Origin of the sequence: Parapedobacter sp. SGR-10, assembly GCF_011030405.1 — a bacterium.
Classification (GTDB): Bacteria; Bacteroidota; Bacteroidia; order Sphingobacteriales; family Sphingobacteriaceae; genus Sphingobacterium.
In genome coordinates this window covers 357,067-380,054 of sequence record NZ_JAAJTJ010000001.1, presented here as the reverse complement: position 1 = coordinate 380,054, position 22,988 = coordinate 357,067, and the positions used below count along the sequence as shown (strand labels likewise).

18 protein-coding genes are annotated in these 22,988 nt (G+C 43.4%); 10 read left to right on the top strand and 8 right to left on the bottom strand.

Features of this window, described 5'->3' with window-relative positions; genetic code table 11:
• Position 1 precedes the first annotated feature (1 nt).
• The 3 genes from G5B00_RS01575 to G5B00_RS01565 all read left to right on the top strand — a co-directional run bounded on the left by G5B00_RS01575 (position 2) and on the right by G5B00_RS01565 (position 4,881).
• The gene (locus G5B00_RS01575) at positions 2-1,984 is read left to right on the top strand and encodes a RagB/SusD family nutrient uptake outer membrane protein (protein WP_205966246.1); all 1,983 of its coding nucleotides are present in this window, start codon (positions 2-4) and stop codon (positions 1,982-1,984) included.
• 20 nt (positions 1,985-2,004) lie between these two features.
• On the top strand, positions 2,005-3,363 hold the full coding sequence (locus G5B00_RS01570) for a DUF4959 domain-containing protein (protein ID WP_163871486.1): 1,359 nt from the start codon (positions 2,005-2,007) through the stop codon (positions 3,361-3,363).
• 186 nt (positions 3,364-3,549) lie between these two features.
• A complete protein-coding gene (locus G5B00_RS01565) occupies positions 3,550-4,881 on the top strand; it encodes a metallophosphoesterase family protein (protein WP_163871485.1) in 1,332 nt (443 codons plus the stop codon).
• 59 nt (positions 4,882-4,940) lie between these two features.
• Here the strand turns inward: G5B00_RS01565 and G5B00_RS01560 are convergent, their stop codons facing one another.
• From G5B00_RS01560 to G5B00_RS01530, 7 genes are all read right to left on the bottom strand, one after another.
• On the bottom strand, positions 4,941-5,357 hold the full coding sequence (locus G5B00_RS01560; RefSeq protein WP_163871484.1) for an OsmC family protein: 417 nt from the start codon (positions 5,355-5,357) through the stop codon (positions 4,941-4,943).
• Between the two features lie 185 nt (positions 5,358-5,542).
• Entirely contained in the window at positions 5,543-6,877 is a 1,335-nt protein-coding gene (locus G5B00_RS01555; protein ID WP_163871483.1) for an SGNH/GDSL hydrolase family protein, read from the bottom strand.
• Between the two features lie 5 nt (positions 6,878-6,882).
• Positions 6,883-8,103 (bottom strand): OmpP1/FadL family transporter, encoded by a 1,221-nt coding sequence (locus G5B00_RS01550; RefSeq protein ID WP_163871482.1) that lies wholly within the window; start codon positions 8,101-8,103, stop codon positions 6,883-6,885.
• Between the two features lie 307 nt (positions 8,104-8,410).
• Entirely contained in the window at positions 8,411-8,869 is a 459-nt protein-coding gene (gene bcp, locus G5B00_RS01545) for a thioredoxin-dependent thiol peroxidase (protein ID WP_163871481.1), read from the bottom strand.
• A 37-nt stretch (positions 8,870-8,906) separates the two neighbouring features.
• A complete protein-coding gene (locus tag G5B00_RS01540; RefSeq protein ID WP_163871480.1) occupies positions 8,907-9,269 on the bottom strand; it encodes a four helix bundle protein in 363 nt (120 codons plus the stop codon).
• A gap of 86 nt (positions 9,270-9,355) precedes the next feature.
• Positions 9,356-11,074 (bottom strand): M23 family metallopeptidase, encoded by a 1,719-nt coding sequence (locus tag G5B00_RS01535; protein WP_163871479.1) that lies wholly within the window; start codon positions 11,072-11,074, stop codon positions 9,356-9,358.
• A gap of 18 nt (positions 11,075-11,092) precedes the next feature.
• Entirely contained in the window at positions 11,093-11,704 is a 612-nt protein-coding gene (locus G5B00_RS01530; protein WP_163871478.1) for a fumarylacetoacetate hydrolase family protein, read from the bottom strand.
• Positions 11,705-11,952: 248 nt separating this feature from the next.
• Here G5B00_RS01530 and G5B00_RS01525 point away from each other — a divergent pair, with 248 nt between their 5' ends.
• The 7 genes from G5B00_RS01525 to G5B00_RS01495 all read left to right on the top strand — a co-directional run bounded on the left by G5B00_RS01525 (position 11,953) and on the right by G5B00_RS01495 (position 22,091).
• Complete coding sequence (locus tag G5B00_RS01525) at positions 11,953-12,513, top strand: RNA polymerase sigma factor (protein ID WP_163871477.1); 561 nt, start codon at positions 11,953-11,955, stop codon at positions 12,511-12,513.
• 131 nt (positions 12,514-12,644) lie between these two features.
• Positions 12,645-13,571, top strand: coding sequence for a FecR family protein (locus tag G5B00_RS01520; RefSeq protein ID WP_163871476.1), 927 nt, complete (start codon positions 12,645-12,647; stop codon positions 13,569-13,571).
• Positions 13,572-13,617: 46 nt separating this feature from the next.
• Positions 13,618-16,941, top strand: a complete 3,324-nt coding sequence (locus G5B00_RS01515; RefSeq protein WP_205966245.1) for a SusC/RagA family TonB-linked outer membrane protein — start codon at positions 13,618-13,620, stop codon at positions 16,939-16,941.
• Between the two features lie 9 nt (positions 16,942-16,950).
• Positions 16,951-18,816, top strand: a complete 1,866-nt coding sequence (locus tag G5B00_RS01510) for a RagB/SusD family nutrient uptake outer membrane protein (RefSeq protein ID WP_163871475.1) — start codon at positions 16,951-16,953, stop codon at positions 18,814-18,816.
• Positions 18,817-18,826: 10 nt separating this feature from the next.
• On the top strand, positions 18,827-19,729 hold the full coding sequence (locus G5B00_RS01505; RefSeq protein WP_163871474.1) for an endonuclease/exonuclease/phosphatase family protein: 903 nt from the start codon (positions 18,827-18,829) through the stop codon (positions 19,727-19,729).
• A 101-nt stretch (positions 19,730-19,830) separates the two neighbouring features.
• Positions 19,831-20,964: a SusE domain-containing protein gene (locus tag G5B00_RS01500; protein ID WP_163871473.1), complete on the top strand. Its 1,134-nt coding sequence runs from the start codon at positions 19,831-19,833 to the stop codon at positions 20,962-20,964.
• Between the two features lie 2 nt (positions 20,965-20,966).
• Positions 20,967-22,091 (top strand): discoidin domain-containing protein, encoded by a 1,125-nt coding sequence (locus G5B00_RS01495; protein ID WP_163871472.1) that lies wholly within the window; start codon positions 20,967-20,969, stop codon positions 22,089-22,091.
• Positions 22,092-22,146: 55 nt separating this feature from the next.
• Here the strand turns inward: G5B00_RS01495 and folP are convergent, their stop codons facing one another.
• Positions 22,147-22,986: a dihydropteroate synthase gene (gene folP / locus G5B00_RS01490; RefSeq protein ID WP_163871471.1), complete on the bottom strand. Its 840-nt coding sequence runs from the start codon at positions 22,984-22,986 to the stop codon at positions 22,147-22,149.
• Positions 22,987-22,988 lie beyond the last annotated feature (2 nt).

The window sequence follows — 22,988 nt, the reverse complement described above, 5'->3', positions numbered from 1 at the left end:
TATGAAAAATTCAACCAATATAAAATATACAGGAATAAGTGCTGTCCGGAATAGGGCCATCATGTACCTGTTGTATGTATTGTGCTTTGGTGTCATGTCATGTAGTAAATTTTTGGATGTAGTTCCCGATAATGTTCCTACGGTTGACCATGCGTTTAAGACTCGTTATCAGGCAGAGCGGTTTCTGTATGGTTGTTTCAGCTTTCTTCCTAGTTTTGCTGATGCGGGTTCCAATCCGGCACTGTTGGGTGGTGACGAGACCTGGTATATAGATCCTGTGGAAGGCATGGATCCGCGACTCTGGTACATTGCCAGAGGGGCACAGGGAACCCAATCTCCGTTGGCTAATTATTGGGCAAGCAAGCAAAATACATATAGTTTAAATGGCGGGAACGCCTTGTTTACCGCACTGAGTGATTGTAATATTTTTCTGGAAAACATACATATACCTTATGATCTATATGATGAAGAACGGGCGCGATGGATTGCAGAGGTCAAATTTCTAAAAGCCTACTATCACTTTTGGTTATTCCGAATGTATGGACCTATTCCTCTGATCAAGGAAAACTTTCCTATCAGCGCAAAGGGAGAAGAAGCTCAACGATACCGTGAGCCGGTAGATGAAGTGGTGAGTTATATCGTTTCGTTGCTGGATGAAGCGGTAGAAGATTTACCTCTTCAGATAGAAGACCAAACCAACGAAATAGGACGTCCTACTAAAGCTATCGCTCTGGCGGTCAAGGCTCAGGTACTGACATTGGCCGCAAGCCCGTTGTTCAATGGCAATACGGACTATGCCGGTATTGCGGACGAACGCAACATAGAGCTTTTCCCGCAGACTTATAGCGCCGAAAAATGGCAAAAAGCAGCTGAAGCACTCAAAGCGGCTATTGACATTGCGCATGAAGCCGGGCATAAATTGTATGATTTCAGCGTAATGAACCCTTCTAATGCCGTACTTCTAAATGAAAAGACCATTCTTGCTATGCAGGTCAGGGGTGCAGCTACTGAACTATGGAACGAAGAAATCATCTGGGGAGATTCCGAGACCAATACATTGGCTTTACAAAGAGCCTGCCATCCGGTCTTTTTTGTGAACCAAAATGGAGGAGGTTTATACCGGACTTTTGCACCGACCCTGCAGGTGGTCGAACAATTCTATACCAAAAATGGGGTGCCGATTGAAGAGGATAAAGAATGGGTCGGTGTCGATCCGATGCAGATAAAAACAGCTACTGCAAATGATAAATATTATATCCGGGAGAACCACCGTACTATCCAGCTTCATTTTGATAGGGAAGCCCGTTTTTACGGTTCCATTATGTTTGATGGTGGCACTTTATACGGCAATAGCAGGATTACTTCCGACGATAATATGTGGGTGACTGATCTCATGGCAGGAAGAGTCGGTGGAGGGGCCAATCCCGTGCAACGGTATCCTTCTACGGGTTATATCTGTAAGAAATGGCTTCATTTCCGTTCAGCGGTACCGGATAATAGTAACTCGTTCAGCGCACATCGCTATGCCTTTCCTATTATCCGTTTGGCAGACCTTTATCTGATGTATGCCGAAGCATTGAACGAAACACTTCCGTCTCCCACAGAAGAAGTATACTATTATGTAGATATCGTAAGGGCCCGTACCGGATTGAAAGGAGTGGTAGAAAGTTGGAGCGACTATGCGATTGATGCTAATAAACCGTTGCAAAAGGTCGGTATGCAGGAAATTATTCGACGCGAACGCCTGAATGAACTGGCCTTTGAAGGGGCACGTTTTTGGGACTTGAAACGTTGGAAACTTGCAGAAATATATATGAACCGTCCCGTACGAGGTTTGAACATTCGTGGAGAAACACCCGAAGATTTTTATCAGGAAACAGAGATATATCCTTTGACCTATCGTAAAAGAGATTATTTGTGGCCTATTAAGCAGAGTACTTTGCTTACTAACAGAAAATTAGTTCAAAATCTAGGATGGAATTAAAAAATTAAAAATATATAAGTATGAAAAAGTTATGGTTAGTGATAGGGGTGCTTTTGTCTGTATTCTTTTTGGGATGCTCAGAGATAAAGGACTGGAGTGATCCGGCAGATAACATCCCTCCTGGTGAAATTACCGATATACGTGTAAAAAATACCAATGGAGGGGCAGTAATCCATTATAGACTGCCTAGTGATAATGATTTGTTAGGTGCAAAAGCCGTTTTCACTTTCAGTGAGAATGAGGAACCTATGGAAGTTTATGCTTCTGCTTTCAAAGACTCGATTGTCCTGGAAGGGTATGCCAATACGGAGGAACATATCGTCCAATTGTACGCTATAGACAAAAGCAACAATTTATCACAGCCGGTTTCGGTGACTATTCAACCATTGACACCTCCGATATCTCTGATACGTCAGACGTTGACCGCTCAGGAAACTTTCAGTGGGGTACGAGCTATATGGAAAAATACTTTGAAAAAACCGATAGCAGTTTCGTTGTACACGTTTGATGCATCCGGAGATAAGGTACTCTTCGAACGACATTATTCAAGTGCTGAAAATGGCGGTTATACGTTTCGGAATTTTGAGGCTGTTGAACAACCTTTTTATTTTGAATTAAGTGACCGCTGGGATCACGTGGCTGCTCCATTGGATACGGTATTGACTCCTTTGTTTGAAACACAGATTAAGGGAATGGAAGGAACCCGATATGTGTGGGATCTATATGATTATGATAACAGTATATACAGGGGAGATCCTATTCAGGCAAATGCTGGTAGTCAATCTGTGTATCGTGGGCGTGTCCGGAATCTTTTTGATGGAAATACCTGGGACAATTCGGCCTATTTTTATTTCAGACCCCCTACTATGAATCAATATGTGCCGGGAGCAAGCTCATCGGCGTATCCATCGCCCAATTATGTGACATTTGATTTAGGAGTGCCAGCCAAATACAGTCGTTTTAAATATTATACAAGGGGCCGTACGCCTGTTTATTCAGCATGGTCATGGTATGAATTTGAAGTTTGGGGTACAAATAATCCTAAAAAACCGAATGAGATCGGTGATGGAAGCCAGGCAGATAACCTCAAATACTGGACTTCGTGGCCAGAAGCAGGCGGTACAGATGCCTGGAAAGAAGACTGGGAAAAACTTGCGGATTGCGAGATTAAATTCCCTTCCGGAACACCTGGTAATGCGCCACAGGTCGAGAGTGCCGAAGATATTGCTTTTGTTATGGATGGATTTGGCTTTGATATCGATCCTGATAAGACAGGTAAAGCATTTCGTTATATTCGCTTTGTCCTCAAAAAGAACAATACAGATAATGTTCCTTATATTCAATGGAGTGAATTGCAGTTTTGGGGATCTTATGAGTAGAAAATGACGGATATTCAGTAGTAATCATACATATCAAAAATGAGAGGTTTTATTTTTGTTTGCTTAAGTTTTATTTGGTGGTGTCCTTTGGTGAACGCCAACCAGATTGTATACCCTTGGAGGGCATGTCCAGCGATCGTTTCGATAGGGCAGGCAATAGATATCTTGTATGACAATACAATTGGTATGTCTGTTGATTCGATTATTTTGGAAGGCCCTTATAACCGAGTGATTTTGTCGGTCGATAGGGTTAGTACGGGATGGTTTGAATATGATACTTTCACGAAGGTAGGAGTCAACCAGCAGATACAGGTCACTATTCCGGAAGATACACCGGAAGAACTGTATGATCTGATTGTTAAAAGTGGCGATGAAACAAACATATCAAAGCGATCTGTCAAAGTGCTGAAAGCCTATCGTAATCCGCACCGTTTTATCCATATAAGCGATCCACATATTTCTAGGCAATGGGTTGGGTCCCCTGATCAAGGTTATGCTAAAGAATTGGAACTGCTCGATCGGTTTATTGAAGTGGCAAATATTATTCATCCAGAGTACATTATTGTTACAGGTGATATTATCCATGATTATACCCGTTTTAATGCCGATTCTTTAGGGTGGGGAGGAGTTGTGCGTTCTGGTTTTGACAACCCTCCATTGGCAGAGGAGAAATACAACAACTATTTTGAGGGAGCGAATGGATTTTCCGGTGTTTACGGTTTTAATGCCCCGGTTTTTTCTATCCCAGGCAATCATGATTTTTATGGACCGAAATCGGATGATTATCCAGCGAAAGCCGCCCAATGGAATCGGCTGATGGGAAAGCGGGTGTATGGTTTTTCTTATTTGGATACGCGAATCATTGGAGCTGACGATTACTTGGGTGATCCTGTCATCGATATTCCCAACCATGCACCTATGTCGGGACTTCAAGGGAGGTTGCTGGATAGTTTTCTGCATACGGCTGGACATGGCAAAATACGCATCATGGCACAGCATAGACCTGACCGGGTAGATACTGCTTTTGTCGACAGGCATAAGATCCACATATTGCTCAATGGGCATAATCATCGGCCACACCAGAGTTTTGTTGGATCGACACCTACGCTCAATATTCGGCCCGGAGCTGTATGCAGGAGTGGAGAGATCGCCAAATGGAAGAAAACATTAGGGTTTTTTCGTATTTTCACGATCGACAGCGATACTTTTCAATACTCACCTCCACTTAGGTTTTGTAAAAATCCTACAGCGGCCTATGATGAGCTGATCATGAATCTAACATTGGATTTTAAGTGGGATAATACGGGACAGGCTACATTCAATGAGGCTCGAATTACCAATGATTTTGATATTGATTTGCCAAACTGTAATATACGATTCGTAATGGCAAAAGGAAAATACAAAGTCTCCGAAGGGACTATATATCAAATCATCGAAACTTCTGAATACACTGTGCTTGATGTACGTGTAGATGCAGGTGCGCAAAGCAGTAAAGAGGTGACGGTCACAAAGCAGTGATAGATATATAGGAAAATTCTTAACCTCAGCAGTTTTTTAACCTGCTGAGGTTATAAAAACTAATTTACCTTAATGCTATACGTAATATCCACTCCGCCGGCGGAAAGCATATCGTGTACAGAACAATATTTTTTTACGGCTAGTTCAGCAGCTTTTTGTACTTTTATTTCATCGATCTTTCCTTTGAGAGAAAAGGTGATATGGATCTTGGTAAAGATGTTGGGTATTTCTTCCCGTCTTTGTCCTTCGACCTCCACATGGATATCTTCGATCTCCTGCCGTTGCTTTTGCAGGATCGTTGTCAAATCAAATACACTGCATGAGCCAAGTGCCATCAATACCAGCTCCATAGGGCGTACCCCTTTGCCTTCACCGCCAATGGATTCCGATCCATCGATGTTTACCTTGACATTCGAGAGCTCGCTAGAAGCTTCAAAATGTACAGCTTGATTCACTCTGTTCAGTGCTATTTTCATGTTTGGTTTTTTTATTAAGTACAAACTTAGATAAAGTTGTTTTTATATGCAATTATAATCAAGTTCATCAAAAAAGCAATCATATCGATTTGCCTGCTCGTGAACTCACGAGCTCGCTTCTCCTCTGCCGCTGAGAAACGACTTTTACAAAGGTGATATACGTTTTACAACATATTTTCTATAGGCTACGGCAAAATCACCGCCCTGTACTTGGTGATATCCACGCGTGGTATATTGGTGCTATATTTTAAGTTGATGGCATCGATGAACAGATTGGCCATAATGGCATTTCCCATGGGTGTAAGGTGTATACCATCCAGTGAAAATACATTCCCCGTGATGTAGGAAGCACTGATGTCTATTCCACTCAAAGTAAGCCCATTTTTGACCAGATGCAGGTAGTCATGTGCATCTGCAAGTGCAAGCTCTTTGTTTTCGGCGACGGATTTGATTGTATTGTTCAAGGTCTCGATATGTGTGGTGATTTCCATGACTTCATCTCTGTCCAATACAAACTTGTCATGTAGCGGATTTTGTTCGATCAGACCATAGCCCGCCGTGGCCGGATTGCCAAAGATTACGGCCTTGCCCAATGTGTCCGCAGGAAAGGTCAGAGGAAACAAGTCTTCATCAGTTGCCATCCGTACGCCATTGCTGGTCGTGATGTATATTTTAGAAAACTGGCCTTGCGTAGCAGCACTTACCCCTGCCTCCAGGCGGGCAGTAGTTACCGTATTAAAGTAAGGTACTACCGTGACATCGGGAATGGTGGCCACGACTCCTTTTCGTTCTCCGGCAGTCAATGCCTCGATAAAATTGGTGTATAAATTGGCAAATAATCCTGCTTCTGTCAATGCAGTGGTAGGGTCATTGGGATCATGATAGGCTCCATTGGTCGCATATCCGAGTACATCGTTGTTTCCTAGCCAAAAGCTAAAAAATGTGTGCCCCTTGGTTGTGGCAAAATTAAAATATGTCTCTGTCTCTGTTTTATCATCCGTAAGCAGGCGCTCAAAATAAGAATTGCCGTACACACTACCTACACCGGCGACAAAGGCCATGTCCAGCCGCATGCCGGGTACACCGAGATTTTGTATCTCATTTGTATATTTTGTGTAGAGTGGACGTTGAGTAGGGGACATTCCTCTTATTGCCAGCTTGTCCGTAACATTCTCGGTAACCGGAAGATCATTTACGAAGCCTTTCAGCCGGATATATCCGGAACCGTTGGACTGTTCCTCTGCGAAAAAAGGACTCATGAACTCTCCTCCTCCGACAGACTTCAACTGTGCCGCAATGATATTGGGAAAAGCTGCCTGCTGTCCTTCGAGATAGAGGCCCCCATCTGCAAAACCTGCCGTCAACGAATTACCTACGGCTATATATTTGGAAAAATCTACTTGCGATTGACCTGATGAATTTTGATCAAAGTCGTCAAAATCTGGCGCACAAGAGGATACGGATAATATAGATACGAATAAACTTAAGAAAAAGCTGATTTCTGTATTTGATTTTTTCATGATAGTTACCATTTATAAGTTAATGATAGACCTGGAGCATGGATGTTTGTCTTATAAGCCCCTCTGAGACCGGAAGTAGCACTTGTGACGGTGCGAGCCTGTATTCTTTGAAAAACATACGCACCGGTAATGTCCCATTTGTCCGAAATATTGTATGTGAAACCTGCTGAGCCCATTATCCGGTTATTGTCCGGTGTTTCGGGCGAAACGTAAGGGCCGTTCACAGGTGTGTACACATAGCCTCCACCTGCTCTTAAGGCGAGATGATCACCTGTTTTGTAATTTATCCCTATTTTTCCGGAAAAAGCATTTTCATATTTTTTTGGTTGATGAGTATCTTGCAGGACCGGTGTATTGTCCTTGTAGTCGAAGTCAAGACTTTTGTACACATCGTATCCGATAAAAGTACCATCCACGGCTATATCTACTTTTGGACTTAATGGGAAGCTTATACCAAGATTAAAAGATGCGGGCAAAGGAAGTTCTGCGTCAAATGTCGTATTTGGGAATGAGGCCGCAACGGATGTCGGTACGGTAAATTTAGCGTCGCCGTCTTTCAGTTTGGTGACGACTTTGGATCGATAGCTCAGCGAGATAGCAACTTCATTATCCAGATGGTAGTGAGCCCCCAGATTGAACCCCATGCCCGTACCTGTACCGGATAGCTGTGCCTGTCCCGGTGATCCGTCGGCAAAGAATACAGGCAGGGATCTCGACAAATCCACCAACCCAATGTTATATACAAATCCACCACCGACACTAAACTGGTCGGTCAGCTTGAAACTTAAAGTAGGTTGGATATAAATCGCACGTAGCTGAAGGCTATTGAGCTCGTACCTTCCCGGCCATTCGGTTCCCCAATCTACCGCACCGCCAAAGGGCGTGTATACGCCTAATCCTGCTTTCCACCAAGATTCTTTAGGGCCAAAAGTAGTAAATAGGGAAAAAGGAGGGGAGATCTGGAATTTGGTATGGTAAGTGTCCGCGCTGCCCGTTTCCCGAAAAGCGGAACGATACATTACAGCAGACCCTCCTACGGAAACAGCATTGCCTTCCATCTTGGATAGAGCACCTGGATTGTAAAATATACTGCTCTCATCCACGAATAAAGCTGAGCCTGCACCAGACATCCCCAACGCTTTTATACCTTGTGTATTGACTTGCGAGCCTTGACCAAAAAGAAGTGAGGGGCCCGCCAATAAAATGGAGAATAGAATTCTTTTCATAGCATTGTTAGTTAGTGCTTGAATATATAATGCTGACATAGTATTTTTTGTTTTAAAAAAAATACTTTTTAACATATATTTCGAATACGGAGAGTGTTATTTGTTAGCTTACTCCTTAAATAAATAGTGACCCGATAAAGGACAAGTGACATTCAAAGGAAACGAAGTAAACATAAAAGAGGAGACTGCGGGAAATGAGTAGACAGGGAGACACGACAAAAAACACAAAGTGAGCTCACCATGGGTAATCTGTCGTGTATCCATAGGCACATACCGGGATTATCATCGCTCCGGTAGGTTTTTCAGATTACGTATACAGCTCCCTGATCTGCTGTGCCGCATTTTTGTTGTTCACTTTCTTGATGATATGCTGGATAATGCCATTTTCATCAATGACAAAAGTAGTTCGTGCCGTGCCCATATACTTTTTGCCGTACATATTTTTTTCGACCCAAACTCCATAGTCGTTGACGATCTTTTGGTCATCGTCGGCCAATAGTGTAAAGGGAAGCTCGAATTTAGCGATAAATTTTTGGTGAGATTGTTCGCTATCGATACTCACGCCGATCACTTCAAAACCATCATTCAGTAAGCTTTGGTAATTGTCCCGAAAATTGCAGGCCTCAGTGGTACATCCCGGTGTATTGTCTTTAGGGTAGAAATATAGGATGACTTTTTTGCCTTTGAAATCCGATAATTTTACGATTTCTCCATGTTGGTTCTTTGCGGTGATTGCTGGCGCTTTGTCGCCTGTTTGTAGTGTCATAGTATTAAGTGGTAAGTTATCAGTTGTAAGTATCAGGTTAATCGTTGTTAGGCGGTTGCAATGATTTAATCAGACCCCGAATGATTTTAGATACTTCTCTACTTTGTTCAATAAGCATATCTGCATTGATTTTGTTTAGATAATTTAATCTTTGCGCTAAATAAATCATTGATTTCACTTCACTATTAGAACCTAGCGAAATATACAGAAACCTAACAAATTCTTTTTTACTTTGTCTGTCAAATCCTTCAGCTATGTTGTTGGAAATAGAGACCACGGCACGGTATATTTGATCTTTAAAACTCCAATCTTTTAATTCTGTGAATGACATATATACATCCACAGCTATATCTTGGGCTTTTTGCCAAGCAATAAGGTCTTCAAATTTCAGTATTTTCATAACTCGTTAGCTTTAGTTAAGTTACTAATCTACTAAAATTTTATATATGCATAAAAACTTACCACTTACTACTTATCACTTACCACTCATCTAACAAAAGATGTTTCGTAAACCCGTTCGTTGTCTTTCCAATCCTTGACTACCAAACGGAATTTGTGGGATCCCTTGGCGAGATCTTTATCAAATCTATGCCACAGATGACGATTTTTGGAATCGTATTCCATCAGTACCCATTTGTCATCAATATATCCATTGAAAGACTGTATGCCCGAAAAATTGTCCGAAATGGTAAAATCTATCTTAGACTGAGCGGCTACATTCTTGCCGTTGGTCAGGTTCCGTGCGGTGATGGTTGGAGGTATGGTATCTACGGCCACATAGAATGAACCCAGGTTGCGTGTATTGACCGTCACCCACCCATTTTCAAACTTCCCACCTTCCGATCCGGATTCTACCGAAGCAATCAGCGCCTTGCTTTCAAGATGTGCGGGGAGGTGTGTTGGTTTGATACGGAGGTTATATGTGGTAAACAAGGGGGTAAGGTTGTTGCCAATGTGGTGTACGTGCGAAAAGCCCATGGCAATGGGAGCACTCGGCTGGTAGACGAAATCCAGATCGCTGTACAGTACTCCGGCAGGCATATCCACCTTCACATGTGATGCGGAAAAAGAGTTGGCTCTGTCGTAAGCAAACTGTTCACCTCTGATAGGGTTGCTTTTTGGTTGGTAACCATTGCTGTTCTGTACCTTGAAATTCAATTCACTGCAATTTCCCTTTACATCCTTAACCACATATTTGATCTCGTGTACGGCATTATCTTTCAATTCGATAATACCCTCATGCTCCAAGTGCTTGAATATCTCTATGGGATTACCCGGATCTTTGAAGCTTTTTTGCACTTTGGCTTTTGACTGTTTCCAATAGGCATAGTCTATATAGGAATGGATAGCACGGCTGGTGTTGAAGTCCAGTTCCTCAAATACTACAGTGGATATGACATGGCCATCGAGAAACAATTCGATGGAATATACGCCATTTCGAAAACCACCTGCGCGGTGCCGGTCTATGGTGTTGATACCGAGGCCGAATTTACCATTGACAGGTATGGGGGCACTGCTCGCGAGTGCGTAATGGCCGGTGCGAATGGCCTTGACCTGCGGATGGCGACGAGGTGTATGCTCGTTGAAGATCCTGTCGTTGAGATCATAAACAGTGATACCATTGATCGTCGGCGCAAAATTGTCTGTAAAGCGTAGGCCAAAAAGCTGTGGATTGAGCGGACGTTGTGTCTTGGTGTCCCGTATCTCGAAGTGTAGATGCGGACCTGCCGAACCTCCCGTATTTCCGGCATTGCCGATGTATTGCCCTTTGGTCAGTTTGACCTGACCTGTAGGAAGCGTGATGTCTACATCGAAGCGTTTGAGTTTGTATTGCTCCGCACGTACGATATTCGTTAAGGCATCGTTGAATTTGTCCATATGTAGATATACTGTCGTATAGCCATTGGGATGATCGATATATACCGAATTGCCTCCTCCACCGATCTGTACACGCACACGTGAAACAAATCCCTCTGCGGCAGCATGTAGCGGCAGTCCGACTTTCTGTTGCGTGCGGTAATCGTCTCCAGCATGAAAATGAGTGCTCCTCAGTTCGCCGAAAGTGCCGGAAGCATCAGGAGCGATGTTCAACGGATTGCGGAAATAGCCTTGTGGATAGTCACGTGATGTGATGATAGCCTTGTTTTGGGCGTGAGTAATTAGGGTAGATAGTCCCAAACAGAAAGCTAAAAGTTGTTTTTTCATTGTACTAAAAAATATTCATCACTTAACATAACATGTGAACATTTGTTTTTCTTGCAAAAAACCTTCCAATTTATCACCGATCTGTACAGGCCCTACCCCTTCGGGTGTTCCGGTATAGATCAAATCGCCTTTGCGCAGGGTGATGTACTGTGAGATAAATACGATGAGATCGTCAAAGCTGAAAATGACATCTTTCGTATTACCTTTCTGTACGGTTTCCCCATTCTTTTGCAAGGAGAAGGACAGGTTTTGTATATCTTCAAATTCTTCTTTGGCAATAAGTGGACTGATGACAGCTGAGTGGTCAAAGGCCTTGGCAAGCTCCCAAGGTAGCCTTTTTTCTTTATGTTGGTTTTGGATATCGCGGGCAGTAAAATCTATGCCCAATCCAATAGCATCATAATATCTATGTGCAAATTTCTTGGACACATGCTTCCCTTCGTTGGCGATACGCAGTACGACCTCCACTTCGTAGTGGACGTCTTTGGAAAAATCAGGATAGTAAAAATCCTTGTTGTCCTTCAATACGGCTGTATCGGGTTTGAGAAAGATGACGGGCTTTTCGGGGACAGGATTATGGAGTTCTTTTGCGTGATTGATATAGTTGCGGCCTACGGCTATTATCTTCATGGTCGTAAATTATCGTGTGAAGCAAACTTACTAAATGTGTCTGTCTTTACAAAGAAGAGTAATGATAAAGGAGCAAGGAACAAGGGCTTATAACTAGTCTTTATTCTTTGCTCCTTTGCTTTTTTTCTTCTTTTTTGAAATATCGGCATAAAGTAGTATCATTGTGCCGATAAGTTAACCAATTGTTTACGGTATATTCATATGGCAAAGATTATTTTGTGTTGAAAAGCCGTAAAGTTGAGAATCTAATGGAAAATACCAGGGAAAATAAAGTCGTGTCTTTAAAGCCAAAAACGGAATTCGAAGGCTTTTATAAGAAGAACTTTTCAAAGGTAAGGTTGACATTAGTGTTTGTGGGGGTAGACGACGAAACTGCCGGAGATTTGGCGCAGGAAGCCTTTACCAAGCTATGGTTGTCGTGGGACAATTTTGAGCACGATGCGTCTAGAATGAAATTTCTGAAAGTGGTATCCCGAAATTTATGGATTGACAAGTACCGGAAGATACAGCGCGAGGCTTCTTTTGCTGATCGGTTGGAGGAGGATAGATCGCTACAGGAAATGATCGATTACCAGGATCTACTGGAGGTTACCAAAAAAGCTTTATGCAGTTATGACGAAGCAAAACGTGACATGTTCTACGAGATAAAACTTTATGGTACACCCTATAAGGAAGTTGCAGAAAAATTTAATGTCAATATTAAGACATTGGAACGCTATATGACGCAGATGTCCAAGTCTGTAAAATCTTATTTAAGGAAATATTATCCTCATATTTCTATTGCGGTGATCGCATTTTATTTGTTCTAAACCTTAGAAAAGTCTTGTACTCGCCGTAGACAAAGTGTCTAATTCCCGTTTATTTTTAGAATTTTATAGGTCTTTTATTTTTTTTAAAAAAATATGAGGGATTTCTTCTTCTGATTCGTTTATAGGTCAGAATGAAGAGAATAAATCCTATAAACCGCATTGTCAGGGACTTTCTGGATGGAAAATTGACATCCCGGCAAAGAAAAGCTTTCCTTAACTTGGTGCAACGTAGTGAGGATAGTGAAGAACTGGAAAACATCTATCAAAATATATTTGAGCAGATTGAAAACCTTTCGGAAGACGAAGTAGACTTGTTGCACGAACTTTTGGAAAAAGAAAAGAAAACGACAGGTATAGTCTATAGGATGAGACCGTTCTTCAAATACGCCGCTATACTATTGATGGTGTGCGGTGCATATTTTGTCTATCAATGGGCGCAACCTTTCACAGATAATATTGTCCTGACTGCGGCTATAGAACAAGGAAAGACGGTTTCCAGGCATGTGCTTCCGGATAATTCTGAGATCATACTCTATGGTTCCAGCAGTTTCGAAGTGTTGGAGTATACGGACAAGTCACGCACTATTGTATTGCATGGTGAGGCTGATTTTTCTGTTATGCCGAGCAAAACACCATTTTTTGTACAGACTGAATCCGGTTATTTTACCAAAGTCCTCGGAACACGGTTTACCGTTAGGGATGTTAGGGGGAAATATAGCGTAGCCGTAGAAAAAGGCCGTGTGACGGTAGGTAGAGGCGAAGAAATATTGGGTATCCTTTCTAGGGGAGACTCATTGGTCGTAGATGATGAAGTACATCTGTACGGTGCAGGAGTCAGCCCATTGGTATTCGACAATGTAAATTTAGAATATGTACTGCACACGGTCAATCAGGCGTACGATACAGAAGTTCGGCTGGCAGCAGATTTAGATGGCGCAGTAAAGTGTACAGCAGCATTTGACAAAAATCTAAGTATCATCGAGATCGTAGATATATTGTGCGAAATGTACGGATATACGTATTCGATCAATGACCATAGAATAATAATTCAACACTAAAATCAAATCTATTTAAATGAGATTCAGAACGATTAGAAATTCGTTTATGCTAAGCGTATGTTTGGTCCTGTGGTCATTTGCAACCTTTGCCCAGGACAGCAGACTGCTCAGGGTACAGATGACAAAGAGTAGCGAAAGTTTGACGAACATTCTTAGCCGGCTCGAAAGTGAGCATAAGGTAAAATTTGCCTACAACCCGGAAGAACTATCCAGAATCCAGGTACAGCAACGCTACGATAAGATGTCGCTGTCGGAGGTGCTGGACGAGAAAGGTTATCGACTGTCCGAAAAGTCAGGCAGCTTTGTCATTTCACGTAAACCACAAAGTGCAAGTGGGCAATCACAAGGGCAAAGGCTATTGACCGGAACGGTAAAGGATCCACAAGGCCAACCGCTCATGGGTGCCAGCGTACAGATCAAAGGCGCCGGTGTGAGTACGAGTACAGATGATAATGGAAATTTTGTCATCAATGCCAAAGTAGGAGATGTCTTGCTCGTCCGTTTTGTGGGTTTTGAGGATATGGAGCATACCGTGTTCAATACGGGATCACAAAATCTGGTACTGGTCAAAACAGATGAGACGTTGAGTGAGGTTGTGGTCGTCGGATATGGTACCCAACGTAAGGCTAGCGTCATCGGTGCTATATCGACCGTCAAACCTGAGGTGTTGCAGTCGAACCAGACCCGTTCGATCACGAATAGTCTGGCCGGACAGGTAGCGGGCGTGATAGCGGTACAGCGCAGTGGTGAGCCGGGATATGACAATTCTGATTTTTGGATTCGGGGTATGAACAGTTTTGGGGCCAATACAACCCCTCTTGTATTGGTCGATGGTATAGAGAGAAGCTTGAACAATATTTCGCCGGAAGAGATTGAATCGTTTTCTGTTTTGAAAGATGCTACAGCTACGGCAGTATATGGGGTGCGTGGTGCCAACGGAGTTATTTTAGTACAGACCAAACGTGGTAAGCAGGGTAAGCCCCGCGTTACTGTCAAGACGGATTATGGATTGTCTCAACCTACCAAGCTGCCCGAGTTTGTAGGTGCGGCCAAGTACATGGAAACCATCAATACAGCTTATTCCTATTCAGGATTGGCTCCCCTGTTTTTGGATGAGCAAATTCATCGTACGCGTATAGGTTACGATCCGGATCTGTATGCCGATGTTGATTGGATGGATGCTGTGACTACACCTTTTTCGGGCAATGGCCGTCTGAGTATGGATGTCAACGGAGGAAGTGAACGACTTAGATACAGTTTGGTGGCGGCATATTTCAACGAGTCGGGTATGATTGCCGTTGATGATCGACAGAATTATGATTCCCGACTGGGATTGAAAAAATACAATTTACGGAGCAATGTGGATTTGGATCTGACCTCTTCGACCAAACTAGCTGTAGGTATTGGTGGGTATATCACGGAACGACAGGCGCCTGGTGTAGGTATTAGTACGATCTTCAGCCATGCCATGGATACACCGCCTTATGTACATCCGATCATCTATTCCAATGGAGAAATTCCCCGTATAGAAGCTCGGTACAACCCCTGGTCTGATGCCACGCAGACCGGATACCAGTTGCGATATGACAGCAATCTGGAGACACAGCTCAACGTGGTGCAGGATTTTGGTCTATTGATGCCTGTATTGGATGGATTAAAAGGTAGTGTACTGGCTTCTTTTGATGCATTCAACCGACATGACCAACGCCGGACAAAGACTCCACGTAATTTTATTGCCATTGGCCGAAACGATATAGGTGAATTGATTACTTCGGAAGTGGGGAAAGATGGTCAGGAGTTTTTGGGTTATAGCCGGACTTCGGGCGGCAATCGTACCATTTATTTTGAAAGCCGTCTGAACTATAACAAGACCTTGAACAACGTACATCATCTGGACGGACTGTTTTTGTTTAATCTACGGGATTATGTTGACCAGAGTGTCAGCGAGGCTATAGGAGCACTTCCCTACCGCAATACAGGTATCGCCGGAAGGACTGCCTATTCGTATGCAGATCGTTATTTTGCCGAATTCAATTTTGGCTATAATGGTTCTGAAAACTTCAAGCGTGGTTATCGTTTTGGCTTTTTCCCTTCTTTTGCTGTGGGCTGGATGCCTTCCAGTGAGCGATTTTTTGAACCTTTGCTAGGTACGGTTTCTAAGTTGAAATTTCGTGGATCATGGGGGTTGGTGGGCAATGATCGGATACAGGGAGATGGTACAGCAGATACCCGTAGGTTTGCCTATCTCTCTACGATTGAAAGTGTCAGTGGATATTCTTTCGGTTATACTAACAACTTCGGTTATGGAGGATGGCGCGAAGGAGAATTTGGTATAGAAAACATGACTTGGGAAACGGCCGAAAAGCTGGATGTCGGTATGGAATTGGGCTTGTGGAACAATGCCTTGCATGTACAGGTGGATTGGTTCAACGAAAAGCGTCGGGATATCTTTATGCGCCGGAAGACCATTCCAGAGACAGCAGGTTATAACCTATTGCCTTTTGCCAATTATGGTCGTGTAGACAATCGTGGTTTTGAAGTAGAGTTGCTGGTCAACCACAGCTTTTCGCCCGATTGGTTTATTTCGGCAAGAGGTAATTTTACATACGCCAAGAATACAGTCATCGAATACGATGAGTCGGAAAATCTCAAGCAATCTTTCCGGGCGAGGACAGGGCGTCCGCTGAACCAGCATTTTGGATTGGTTGCCGAACGTCTGTATTCTTATTCGGATTTTGATGACGAATCCAAGAATCTCCTGCGGGAGGATGTTCCTGAGCCTTCATACGGCCCTGTGCGTGCAGGAGATATCAAATATAAGGATCTGAATAACGATGGAATCATCAATAGTGACGACGAGACAGCAATTGGTAAACCTTATGTTCCGCAGAAGATCTTCGGTTTTGGTATCAATACGAGGTATAAGCAGTTTGATTTGGGATTTTTGTTTCAGGGTGCAACCGACTTTACCAATATGATGCAGGGAGCGACTTTGGTGCCGGGTAGCGGTGGTGGAGGTACGGGCAATATCTATGCGAATGTAGATGACCGTTGGACACCGGAAAATCCATCGAGCAATGTGATATGGCCACGTCTTTCGAGCTCCCAAAGTTCAAATAATATGCGTTATTCGACCTGGTGGTTGGTAGATGCGTCCTATCTGCGGCTGAAAAATATGGAGGTAGGCTATACACTTCCCCAGACAGCCAGGGATAAACTCTTGATGAAAAACGCGAGGGTATTTTTGCGGGGAAGTAATTTGTTGACTTTCTCGTATTTCAAGATGTGGGACCCCGAGATTGGCTCGCAAAACGGATTGAAATATCCGTTGCAACGGATCGTGTCTGGAGGGATAGAAATAACATTTTAAAGGATAGCAATGAAGAAAATAATATATAAGATTTTGACCGTCACGGTGTTTTGGGGTATGATGTCCTGTGACAAATTTTTGGATAAGATGCCTGATGATGCTATTACGATGGAAATGGTGTTCAATGACCGAGTACGTACTGAAGAGTGGCTAGCAGCAATATACAATAAGGTACCCGATCCGTTGATGGATTATACCCGGCAGTGGGGCAGTACGTTTTTCTCGGACGATGCGCAGATCGCTATCGCGATGAGTCAGTTCAATGATTACTGGAAATGGGTCGTGGCCAACAATCAGGGATCGGTCAGTGCAACGCATAAGCCACCTGTAGATATCTGGGGCAATGCTTATAAGGATGTGCGTTCGGCTCTGTTGTTTATAGACAATGTCAAACCTTTGGAGGCACAAGGACAGACGGCTGTCATGGTGCAGCAGATGAAGATGGAGGCCCGTTTTTTGATTGCTTTCTACTACCATAAGCTGTTGGAGGTGTACGGACCTTTTCCGCTGATAACAGAATTGGTCGGAGCAGATACACCGTTGGAGCAGGTCATCGTACCGCGTACTCCGGTCGATGAGATCGTGAACTGGCTGGACAATGAATACAAAGTTCTAGCTAATTTCTTTCCTGCATCTTACAGTAATGCAGATCAGATGTTTGGGCGGCCCAACAAGGGAATTTGTAAGGCACTTCGGGCCCGGCTTTGGTTGTATGCGGCCAGTCCTTTGTACAATGGCAATACGGAATATGCAGATCTAAAGAACCCGGATGGTACATTGTTGTTTTCGCAAACGTATGATCCCTCGAAGTGGACAAAAGCCGTAGAAGCTACGCGTGATTTTCTGGATCTAGCCGAAGAGGGTAATTACGACCTGTATAGGGAATATTATCCAAATGGACGGATCGATCCATTCCTTTCTTTTCAGAATCTGTTCCTCAAAACAGCTAACGTCAACAAAGAGATTATCTTCGGTCGGGCAACAAATTCCCGCAACTGGTACAATGGTGTGAGCAATCCCAGAGGGTATGCAGGTGGTTCGGGCTATTATGGTTCGACCCAAAATCTGGTGGATGCTTTCTTTATGAAGAATGGGTTGCCAATAAATGACCCTACCTCGGGTTATGTAGAAACAGGATTCAGCACCTCGCAAACCATTTATCCAAACACTAAATATGATTTAGGAGGAAGTGCGCGAACTGAGGGATTGGTGTCCGAGACAGGTACATATAATATGTATGTGAATAGAGAACCTCGTTTTTATATCACGCTGTGGCACGATAACCAATGGATACCTAGAGCCAATAGAACGACACAATTTAAAAATGGTGGGCAAGATGGAGGGCCTACGCATGACTCACCACAGAGCGGGTATCTGAATAGAAAGGGTGTCAATCCAGAAGCTGATCCAAGGAACAACAATGTGCCTTATCAGCCCGCTATCATCTTGCGATTAGGTGAGTTTTATCTTAACTATGCTGAAGCTTTGAATGAGGTTACGCCGGGCCATGCCGATATTTTGAAATATGTCAACCTGATCCGTGAAAGAGCAGGCATTCCAACCTATGGTAGTGGTGCCGGACAGATCGATATATCTACTGACCAAGGGACTATGCGCGAGATCATCCGTCGGGAAAGACGGGTAGAATTTGCGATGGAGGGTGATGTCCGCTACAACGATATCCGTCGTTGGAAGATTGCCGAGGATATTTTTCGGGCCCCTATCTATGGTATGAATCGGTCGGCGAGCAACAATAGTTTTTACCAACGTACGGCCTATATGACCCGATCGTGGACGAAGCGCAATTATTTTTGGCCAATCTATCAAAACTACAGAGACAATAACGAAAATTTAGTGCAAAACAAATATTGGTAAGATGAGAGATATGAAGATATATATGCCGTTTTTATCGCTATTACTCCTACTGTCCGGTTGCTCGGGCAAAGAGGGATTGATGCGGGATTTTGATGATGATATGGCGAAGAATGGAGGAGACGATACCGATAAAATACAGGTTGTCGTAGGAACCTATAATCTCCGGTTACAGACTACTGCCGACGTAGGCGAACTGCATTGGGAGAGTCGCAGACAATGGGTAAGGAAGATCGTCGATGACCATGATTTTGATATTCTAGGTACACAAGAGGGGTATATGACCCAGATCAGAGATGTCGTGGAAGATAAAGACTATGCTTATGTCGCTGTAGGTAGAGACGACGGGGTATCGGCAGGTGAAACGTGTGCTATACTCTATAAGAAAGATAAATTTGCAGTGGAAGCGCAAGGCACTTTTTGGTTCTCTCAGACTCCCGACATACCTTCCAGTGGATGGGATGCAACAATAAGACGTATCTGTACTTGGATAAAATTTAGGGAGATAGAATCCGGTAAGATCTTTTTTGTATTCAATGCACACTATGACCACCAGGGGAATATCGCACGTGTCGAATCTTCTAAGCTGATGTTAGAAAAGATTCAAGAAATAGCGACAGATTTTCCGGTCATGATGACGGGTGACTTGAATTCGGAACCATCGAGTGAGCCGGTGACGACATTGATAGGAACTAAATTTTTGTGGGATTCGAAACCTATTACAAAATCACCTGCAACAGGTCCGGAGGGAACGTACTATGGTTACAATCTGTCGACAAGTCCTAATTCGCGTATTGATTATGTATTTGTGTCCAGAAAAGTCCATGTGTTGGAATACAAAGTTATAGAGGATGATTTTACGACCGGGAATATCGCTTCGGATCATTTGCCAGTACGTATCAAGGTACAATTCTAATGATAAAAAGGAATATGAAATGTCCATGATTGCAAAACACAAACACGAATAAAAATAATCTGGACATTCCATATGGCCATTAAAAAACAAATTATTTACATATGAAAAGATTATTGTTGTTTATCGGTATGTCTATACTGCTGGTGGGGTGTAAACAGGAATCGGTCGTTATACCTGTATTGGACGACCTAATAGCCGAATACAGAGAAGACGATGCCATACGTTTGGAAGTTTCGGATCATCAGATCGTACTGGATCCGACCAAACGGCGGGAACAAGCTCTATTGGTCACATGGGAACCGCTTAAAGAAGTAGAAGCACATTATCCGGTCAAATATCTGTTTAAAATGGATGTGACTGCAAATGATTTTACAACATCTATCCCGACCATCGAAATGCCCGAAGGTATATATTTCAAGACATATACGCACGAAGATCTGGAAAAACTGTTACGCAACCATTGGCAACGGGTCGAATCCGATGCCGTGTCTATCAGTATCCGGGTCATTGCACAGGTGGCCTCCGGAGAGAAGTTTGTCAAACCTCTGTATTCTACGCTTTCCATATTGGTGACACCTTATCAGATCGAATCCAGTTCTTTGTTTATTTACGGGACTGCAACGGTTGGGGCAAATATGGTCGAGATGCAGGAAGTTGTGCCTGGAGAAATCTATTCCTGGCGGGGTAAATTCAATCCAGGTTCTTTTAAGATAGCGGAGGTCATGGATCAACCCTATCCGGCGTATGGCAAGGGAGAAGGGGATGAGATCGTCTTGATGGAATCCGAAGGGCAACCCGGTGAAGACTTTATCGTGAACGAGGAAGGGGTTTATGCGATTATATTGGATCGTATCAATCAAAAGATTGCTATACAGGAAGTCCCCTATCTGAACATTTATTTTGGTGGTTCGGCCACGCCGACTGCATGGAGTACGCCACCGGTTATGGTATGGGATGTATTTAAACCAAATATCTGTACGATAACCACACAGCTTGTCGGAAAGAATCCGGATGGAAGTGGGGGGGAACTGAAGTTTTCGACACAACCTAATTTTTCATCCGGAACATTGCAATTAAGACCATGGCGGCCGGAAGCTTCGATCCTATCAGATCTTCATGTGCAGGCTAGTTCTGCCCCGGATTGGAAGTGGCGGGTACAACCGGGAGAGGCAGGTAGGTATACGATCGTGTTGGATGTCAGAAGTATGAAAGTTCAATTTATTAAAATCGATTAATCATGAAGTATAGATATTTAGTGGCTTTTTGGTGCGTCTTATTTGCGTTAGGTGCCTGCAAGGATGAGATACCAGCAGTACAGGAAAATTTTATATCCGGAGTCCAGAATCTGAAAGCTATTTCCCAAATGGAGGGCATTGTCTTGTCGTGGGAAAACCCGGACGACAGAGACTACGATAAAGTGGAAATTTCCTATACACTTCAAGGAGAGAAGAAAATGCTTACGGAAACTATTAATGAAAGATACAGTGCTGTCAGTATCAACATCCCCAATGCAGAGGTATATAAGTTTTATATCAAAGCCTTTTCTTCAGTTAGCGGTCGATTCGCTAGGGAGGCAAGTGTGAAAGGTAGAAAATTAGTTTCGTTGGAAGCAGCCGATGAACTGGCAGATATATTGAACAGCATAGAGATCCATGGCGGAGATAATGGTGTACGGGTGTTTTGGGAAAACACCCAGAACCTTCCTGCCATGATCCTTTTGGAATACGAGGGTCAGGTTCGTACTATCGATGCCAATAGTCTGAGTAAGGAATATTCGTTGGGAGGGTTGGAATTGAATAAGCAATATACTTTTACCGTGAGTTTAGTTTACGAAGGAGAAGGCAGTACATTGGTTAGGATGTTGTCGGCGACGGCATTGGAAAAGGCTTACCGGAGATTGAAGAACGAAGGTTGGACGATTACGGCTTCTTCCGAACAAAGTGGGCAGCCTGCGGTTAATCTACTGGATAATAATCCGGCTACCTATTGGCGTTCTAGTGAAAGAGTGACGGTCAACAATAATCCGTCAGGACAGCATATCATTGTAGATTTTAAGACAATCCATCGATTTTCGGCCCTTACGTTTACAAGAAGATTAGGTAACGATGAAAATTCTTCCTGGGATATCAATATCTCTTTTAGTGAGGATGGTGTTACCTATACGGGGCCGTATATGTATAAAAATGCGAGTACAGATCCCAACCCGATATTCAAAGTTGAATTTAATAGAACGGTGGATGGGGAGCAGATGTACCAGTTGCCTTATACGCATACGGCACGTTATGTACGTGTAGACTTTGTGCGTGGAAGTAATAATGGAGCTTACGCTGTTTTTGGAGATATTAATTTTTATGGGGAGTAAGTAACCATAACTCTTAGTTTTTCCATTTGTGTTTTTGGAAAAACTAAAGAGTTATTCAGAAAAATAAATTGATAAGCTGCTTAGCCTCCTTCACGTCATGTACGCGCAGGATATGTACACCTCTTTCGAGGAGGAGGGTGTTCAATGCTGTCGTTCCGTTTAGTGCTTCCTGGGGAGTGGTGTCCAATTTTTTGTAAATCATGGATTTGCGGGAGATACCGCCAAGCATAGGCAAACCGAAGTAATGCAATTCGTCTGTCCGCAGTAGCAATTCGTAGTTCTGTTCTATTGTTTTTGCAAAACCAAAGCCCGGATCCAATATAATATCTTTGACACCCAAGGCTCGCAGAGCGGCTATTCGTTGCCCTAGCTCGGTAGCTACGTCGGTCACTATATCCGTATAGTCTGTCAGTTGTTGCATGGTTTTCGGCGTACCACGCATATGCATCAGAACGTAGGGGACCTGTAGTTTCGCCACTGTGGCAAACATGTTTTCGTCCAGATTTCCTCCTGAAATATCATTGATGATATGAGCACCTGCATCGATACAGGTTTTGGCTACCTCAGCCCGGAAAGTGTCGACCGATAGGATTATGTCCGGAAATTCTTTGGCAAGAGCCTCGACGACTGGAACAGAACGGTCTATTTCTTCTTGCGTAGAAATGGTCGTCGCTCCGGGTCTGGAAGAAAATGCTCCTATATCAATGATATCTGCTCCTTCTTCTAGCATTTGACGTGTATGCGCTATCGCATGATCTACTGTGGCATGCTGTCCTCCATCAAAAAACGAGTCGGGTGTGACGTTCAAAATGCCCATAATAACAGGCTTTTCGAAGGTCAACAGTCTATCTCCGACACGTATACTTTGGGTTGGATATGTCTTGAAATAGGGCATGT

Coding starts and splice junctions, on each gene's coding strand:
- G5B00_RS01575 (WP_205966246.1), top strand. CDS start 2: ATGAAAAATTCAACCAATATAAAATATACAGGAATAAGTGCTGTCCGG.
- G5B00_RS01570 (WP_163871486.1), top strand. CDS start 2,005: ATGAAAAAGTTATGGTTAGTGATAGGGGTGCTTTTGTCTGTATTCTTT.
- G5B00_RS01565 (WP_163871485.1), top strand. CDS start 3,550: ATGTCTGTTGATTCGATTATTTTGGAAGGCCCTTATAACCGAGTGATT.
- G5B00_RS01560 (WP_163871484.1), bottom strand. CDS start 5,357: ATGAAAATAGCACTGAACAGAGTGAATCAAGCTGTACATTTTGAAGCT.
- G5B00_RS01555 (WP_163871483.1), bottom strand. CDS start 6,877: ATGAAAAAATCAAATACAGAAATCAGCTTTTTCTTAAGTTTATTCGTA.
- G5B00_RS01550 (WP_163871482.1), bottom strand. CDS start 8,103: ATGAAAAGAATTCTATTCTCCATTTTATTGGCGGGCCCCTCACTTCTT.
- bcp (WP_163871481.1), bottom strand. CDS start 8,869: ATGACACTACAAACAGGCGACAAAGCGCCAGCAATCACCGCAAAGAAC.
- G5B00_RS01540 (WP_163871480.1), bottom strand. CDS start 9,269: ATGAAAATACTGAAATTTGAAGACCTTATTGCTTGGCAAAAAGCCCAA.
- G5B00_RS01535 (WP_163871479.1), bottom strand. CDS start 11,074: ATGAAAAAACAACTTTTAGCTTTCTGTTTGGGACTATCTACCCTAATT.
- G5B00_RS01530 (WP_163871478.1), bottom strand. CDS start 11,704: ATGAAGATAATAGCCGTAGGCCGCAACTATATCAATCACGCAAAAGAA.
- G5B00_RS01525 (WP_163871477.1), top strand. CDS start 11,953: ATGGAAAATACCAGGGAAAATAAAGTCGTGTCTTTAAAGCCAAAAACG.
- G5B00_RS01520 (WP_163871476.1), top strand. CDS start 12,645: ATGAAGAGAATAAATCCTATAAACCGCATTGTCAGGGACTTTCTGGAT.
- G5B00_RS01515 (WP_205966245.1), top strand. CDS start 13,618: ATGCTAAGCGTATGTTTGGTCCTGTGGTCATTTGCAACCTTTGCCCAG.
- G5B00_RS01510 (WP_163871475.1), top strand. CDS start 16,951: ATGAAGAAAATAATATATAAGATTTTGACCGTCACGGTGTTTTGGGGT.
- G5B00_RS01505 (WP_163871474.1), top strand. CDS start 18,827: ATGAAGATATATATGCCGTTTTTATCGCTATTACTCCTACTGTCCGGT.
- G5B00_RS01500 (WP_163871473.1), top strand. CDS start 19,831: ATGAAAAGATTATTGTTGTTTATCGGTATGTCTATACTGCTGGTGGGG.
- G5B00_RS01495 (WP_163871472.1), top strand. CDS start 20,967: ATGAAGTATAGATATTTAGTGGCTTTTTGGTGCGTCTTATTTGCGTTA.
- folP (WP_163871471.1), bottom strand. CDS start 22,986: ATGCCCTATTTCAAGACATATCCAACCCAAAGTATACGTGTCGGAGAT.